5 protein-coding genes are annotated in these 5,475 nt (G+C 62.8%); all 5 read right to left on the bottom strand.

Going from position 1 to position 5,475, the window contains the following annotated elements:
- Nucleotides 1-88: 88 nt before the first annotated feature.
- Nucleotides 89-799 (bottom strand): HPP family protein, encoded by a 711-nt coding sequence (locus ACW9JE_RS28205; RefSeq protein WP_224541707.1) that lies wholly within the window; start codon nt 797-799, stop codon nt 89-91.
- A gap of 161 nt (nt 800-960) precedes the next feature.
- Nucleotides 961-2,139, bottom strand: coding sequence for an MFS transporter (locus ACW9JE_RS28200; protein WP_224541709.1), 1,179 nt, complete (start codon nt 2,137-2,139; stop codon nt 961-963).
- A 177-nt stretch (nt 2,140-2,316) separates the two neighbouring features.
- On the bottom strand, nt 2,317-3,666 hold the full coding sequence (locus ACW9JE_RS28195) for an MmgE/PrpD family protein (protein WP_224541712.1): 1,350 nt from the start codon (nt 3,664-3,666) through the stop codon (nt 2,317-2,319).
- Nucleotides 3,663-4,550 (bottom strand): polysaccharide deacetylase family protein, encoded by an 888-nt coding sequence (locus ACW9JE_RS28190; RefSeq protein ID WP_224541714.1) that lies wholly within the window; start codon nt 4,548-4,550, stop codon nt 3,663-3,665. Before ACW9JE_RS28190 ends, ACW9JE_RS28195 begins: the two co-directional genes overlap by 4 nt.
- Complete coding sequence (locus ACW9JE_RS28185) at nt 4,543-5,391, bottom strand: polysaccharide deacetylase family protein (protein ID WP_224541716.1); 849 nt, start codon at nt 5,389-5,391, stop codon at nt 4,543-4,545. The genes ACW9JE_RS28190 and ACW9JE_RS28185 overlap by 8 nt, the downstream gene beginning before the upstream one ends.
- Nucleotides 5,392-5,475: the final 84 nt, after the last annotated feature.

Raw genomic sequence — 5,475 nt, 5'->3', positions numbered from 1 at the left:
GTAGTCAACGATAACGCGGGCTATCTGATGTCCCGCGTTGTTGCGGCTTCCATCGCGAGCAGGCTCGCTCCCACAGAAGAAGAGGCGATCAGGCGCTGGCGTGGCTGAGCACTTCGCCGATGCTGCGCCGCTTGGCGTACAGCTCGCTGGTATGGATCAGCTGTTCCAGGTCCTCAGGCGTGACATCGATAAAGGCCTCCATGTCTGCCAAAGCCAGTTTCAGGTCATCGACCGTGATCGCCTGACTGTCGATCGGCGGATGATCGGCGGGCACCATCGGCACCGGCTCGGCCGGGCGCTTGGGATAACGGATGCGCGTCAGGTTGTTGTAGGCCACCGCGCACAGCACCATCACCAACGCGCTGAGCATCACCGGCCCCAGCGCCATCCAGTCCATCGAGACTGTCACAGGATCGGCCAGCACCGTGGTCGCCGCCACCGCGCCCGCAGGAGGATGCAGGCAACGCAGCCAGCACATCAGAACCACCGCCATGCCCGCCGCCAGACAGGCGCTGCCCAGGGTACGACCGAGCACATGGGCCGCCAGCAACCCCATCACCCCGGCGCACAGATAGCCGCCGACAATCGACCAAGGCTGCGCCAGCGCACCGGAAGACACCGCAAACAGCAGCACTGCCGACGCCCCCAGCGGACCGATCAGGTGCTGCGCCGCCTCGACGCCGAACACCAGACTGCAGATCCAGACACTGGCCAGGGTGCCGATGGCCATGCCGATGGCGGCACGGCTCCATTCGGTGGGGCGGGTATTGATAGCGGCAGGCAACCAGCGAGCGAGCATGATGAAAACCGTTCCGTAGACAAAAAAACGAGGTAAAAAAAAGGCTTGCCGGGAATACCCAGAAAGCCCTTGAAGGTGTTCCAACTATTGGGGGAGGAACGACGATAGTTTGCCGACATCAGGTGTTACTGACAAATTCATATTAATGAAGCTTCAGTTCATTAATTCTGATGCAAAGCGACTCGTCGACCGCTGAGGAAACACAGCAATCCCCCCATCGCCGTCAGGGCGCTCAAAGCATAGAACATCGTCGGTGCGGGCGTGTGCATCAGTAGGTACCCGCAAAGGACTGGGCTGGCGGCGCCACCGAGGGCCGCGAGGTTCTGCGCGCCGTAATAGCTGCCGCGCAGTTCCTCCGGGGCCAGTGTGTCGACGAAGAGGAATTCGGACGGATAGATGATCATTTCGCCGAGGGTGAAGATGAACATCGCCACGCACCAACTGACCATGCTGTCGGCGAAGCTGAAGCCGATCAGGCCGATGATGAACAGGGTGGTGCCACCGGCGATCCAGTAGCGCAGTTTTTCCCGGGTGATGAAACGACCGAACTGGTACTGCAACAGGATCACCGCAATGGCGTTGCAGGCAAGCAGGGCGGCCATGATGTCCAGGGCGTGTTTGTCGTCATTGGTCACCAGCAGGTATTGCGACAGGTACAGGGTGAATCGCCCGTGGACCACCGTGCTGAGCAGGCAGCCGCAGGTGAACATGATCAGGGTGCGGTCGTTCTTCAGGGTCACCAGGGTCTTGAGGAAACTCTGCGGCTGGCCAATGACCGGCGTCGGCGCCGAGTCCCTGGGAATCCCGACCATCAGGAAGATACTGAAGAACGCGATGGCGCCGGCAATCAGGAACGGCGCAATCGGATAGTAGCCGGCGATGGTCACGCCGAGCATGGGGCCGGTGGCGTAGCCGATGTTGGTCAAGGTGTAGCGTATGGAAAACGCCTTGGCGCGCTGGCCGATGGGCAGGTTTTCGCTGAGGATCGCCTTGGAACCGATGAGAAACAGCGCCGACGCGGTTTCGGTGATGATCAGGGTGAGGGTGGTCAGGTACAGGTTTTCGGCGAAGGTCAGCAGCACGAAGCCAATCGCGCTGGACAGCATCGTCAGGATCAACAGCCGGCGCTTTTCCAGGCGATCGATGATGTAGCCGCCATACAGCGCGAGCAGGGTGGCGATGAACACCGCAATCCCCAGCAGCAGACCGACGTCCTGATGGTTGAGGCCCAGCTTGTTGCTCAGGAACAGCGTGAGCAAGGGACTGCTGATGGCACGGCTGACAACGATGGTCAGAGAGACGATCATCAGGCGGCGGATAACGAGCGAGTAATTGAACACGGTGGGGCAAATGTCCTTATTCAGATGTGTAGTGTTCGACGATGTACCGAGTTGCGGCCATTCGCGAGCAAGCCCGCTCCCACAGGAGGCTGGAGTGAACACAATATTTGTGAGCACTGCAGATCCAATGTGGGAGCGGGCTTGCTCGCGAAGAGGCCGGATCAACCAACAAATGACTCAACCCAGCCACCGTTCCAGCCCATCAACCGACTCCAGCGCTTCCAGCCGCCACAACTGCTCGACCAACCCCGTCGCCTGCTGCCGCGAGATCACCCGCGTCGCCAGGCTGTAGAACTTCTCTTCCAGCGCCCCGTCACTCAACGGATTGCCCGGCGCTCCCAGGGGTGGATCGACACACAGGCTGGCCAGCCGACCGTCCACGGTCCGCACACTGACCACCGGCTCGCCATCCTCTGACAGTTGCGGATCCACTTCAAGACGAATGCGCGACAGCCAGCGAGCAATTCGCGGATCGTCGCGCTGCGCCTCGTCATAAGCCTCGAGCCGGCAATGGCCATGCACCAACCGCGCGGCGAGTGCGTAGGGCAGGCTCATCTGGGACGCCGCCAGGGTACTGACATCCTGGCTGCCGCACATGTCCTTCAGAAACCCGCACAACGACACATGGATATCCTCGACCTGATCGGCGCCGACCTGCAATTGCGCAAGCAACAAACCCAGGGCATCGATGGCCGAGTGAGTGCCTCGGCATGAGGCGTGGGGCTTGATCGAGCAGCGGGCGAGTTTCCACACCGTCCCCAGATCGGCATCCAGCGCTTCGGGTTGAGCGGTCTGCGGGGCCAGGGTCCTGAGAAAACCTCCCCAGACATCGTCGAACAGTTTCGACGGGCCGGTGACGCCTTGCCCGGCAAACCGCGCCGCCAGCAAGCCGCCCTCGGCCGCGCGACCACTGTGCAGTTTTTTGCTTTGCGAGCCATCGTGGATGAAGGCCCACAAACCACCGCTGAAACTGCCGGCGATACCGAGTGTGGCGAGCATCTGTTCAGCGTTCAAACCCAGGATTCGTGCGCTGGCCGCCGCTGCGCCGAACACGCCGCAGGTGGCGGTGGAGTGCCAGCCGGCACCGTTGTGGGCTGAATAACTGCCACAGGCTTCGAGGACCCGACGGCCGATCTCGTAGCCAATCACCACGGCAGTGATGAACTCGCGTCCGTTCACCGGTTGCCCGGCCAGCGACACCGCGGCCATGACCGCCGGCAACACCACGGCGCCGGAATGATCGCAGCCACCGGTGTCGTCCAGCTCCAGCGCGTGGGCGGCGACACCGTTGAGCAAGGCCGCCTGGGCCGCGCCGAGTCGCAGGTCGGTGCCCCAGACCAAGGCCTCACCGACGTCGCCCTCGAACACCCGGCGTGCCTGCAGCGCCACGCTGCTGTCAGCGCCGGCCAGGGTTGCACCAAAGGTGTCGAGAATATGTCGCTTGGCTTGCGCCACCAGCGTTGACGGCAAATCCTCGAACCGGGTCTCGACGCAAAACTGCGCCAGCCGTTGCATCCGTTCGGTCATAGGAGGTAATCCCGGTAGTGCCGCTCATACACCGACGCCGGATGATCCTCGCTCACCGGCGCCGCGGATTCCGCCCACCATTGCGCGACTTCAGCTCCGGTGGCGATCCACACGTCATCGCGCTGCCGGATACCTTCGAGCAGCTCGCGCAACACGCCGATGCGTCCCGGCGTGGCGATGATTTCCGGGTGCAGGCGCAGCACGTAGCACAGGCCGAAACGATGAAACCCGGCGAAGTCCATCTGGAGGTTGCCCAGGGTGTGGCTGTAGGAGGCGATCCGCGATTGGGCCGGTGGCACCGCCGGGCTGAGGTTGAAGGCGAAGTAGGGTTCGTCTTCCAGTTCGTAGTGCAGCGGCAGCTCGATCACCTCGGGGGCGGTCGGGTGAGCGAACGGCAAATCATCGCCGCGCCACGAGGACGACCAGCTAATGGCCTGATTGCGCAACGCCTCAATGAAACCGGGCGCACCGTTGCCAGCGGGAATGCGAAAACCGACAGGGCGTTGGCCGGTCAGCGCTCGCAAGGCTTCGCAGCCACGGGCGATTTCAGCGGTCTGCTGCGCCAGGTCAAGGTTGTCGTAGTTCTGGTGACGATAGCCTGCACAGGCGATTTCATGGCCGTCAGCCTGGATCGCTCGCAGGTGTTCGGGGTTTTCCTCGGCGACGATGCCCGGGACGAACCAGCTGCTGCGCACGCCCAGTTCCCTGAATAGCCCGAGCAAACGCTCGACGCCGCGCTGGGTGCCGTAGCGCCAGACCGACAGCGTCTTGTCACGCCCGGCGACTTCCGGCGCCTGGGTGAGAATGCCGTGGATGTCGTTGTAGTCGACGGTCAGTACCACGGCGCAGCGGTAGCCCTTGGGCCAGGTGGTGAACTCAGCCATGGTGATGCTCCTTCAGCCACCAGTGGGCAACGTCGCGGCAGGTGGCGAACCAGACGTCGTCCCGTTGGCGCATGTGTTCGAAGAGTTTTTCCAGCAGCAGGATGCGCCCCGGTTTGCCGGTGATCTTGGGATGGAACAGGGTGGTCAGGCACAGGCCTTCGTCCATGGCACCGTCGTATTCGCGACACCAGTTGTCCAGCGTCAGTTCGTAGCTGGCCGTACGGTCCAGTCCTGAAGGGAAGTCCGGCGCGCGGGTGTAGGCGATGGAGGCGTAGTCATCCATCTCCCAGCGACCGGGGATTTCCACCAGCGGCGTGGCGTGGCCCGGCACGTTGACCAGATAGGGCCGGTCATCGCCGCGCATGCTGCTGGAGTAGGTCACGCCGGCTTCCACCAACATGGCCGGGGTCTCGGCGCGCCAGTCGCCGGACGGGGTGCGAAAGCCTTCGGCGCGGATGTTCAGGTGTTTCCAGAACACCTCGCGGCAACGCTGCATCACGTCCTTCTGCTGATCCAGCGTCAGGGCGTAAAAGGATTCGTGTTTGTACCCGTGATACGCCACCTCATGCCCGCGCTCGACAATCGCCTGGCACTGTTTCGGCCAGTTCTCCACCACCCACGCGGGGACGAAGAAGGTGGTCGGCAAGCGGAATTCGTCGAGCAGATCGAGGATCCGCGGCAGTGCCCGATAGGGGCCGTAACCGCCGAAGCCGAAGTACTCGGGCTTGTGCCAGATCGAACCGTTGAGCATGGCATCGCCCGTGGGGCCATCGAGGTCGAAGGCCAGGGCAAGACAGGCCTTGTGGTTGTCGGGCCAGGTGGGTTTGAGTGAGGAGGACATCGTGGTGCTCCAGCGTTCTGATTGGCCAAACACAATCCCTGTGGGAGCGAGCCTGCTCGCGATGGAGTGTCAGCTGCATGGGTG

It is taken from the genome of Pseudomonas sp. SDO55104_S430, from assembly GCF_054070595.1.
This window is presented reverse-complemented; position numbering and strand designations above follow the sequence as displayed.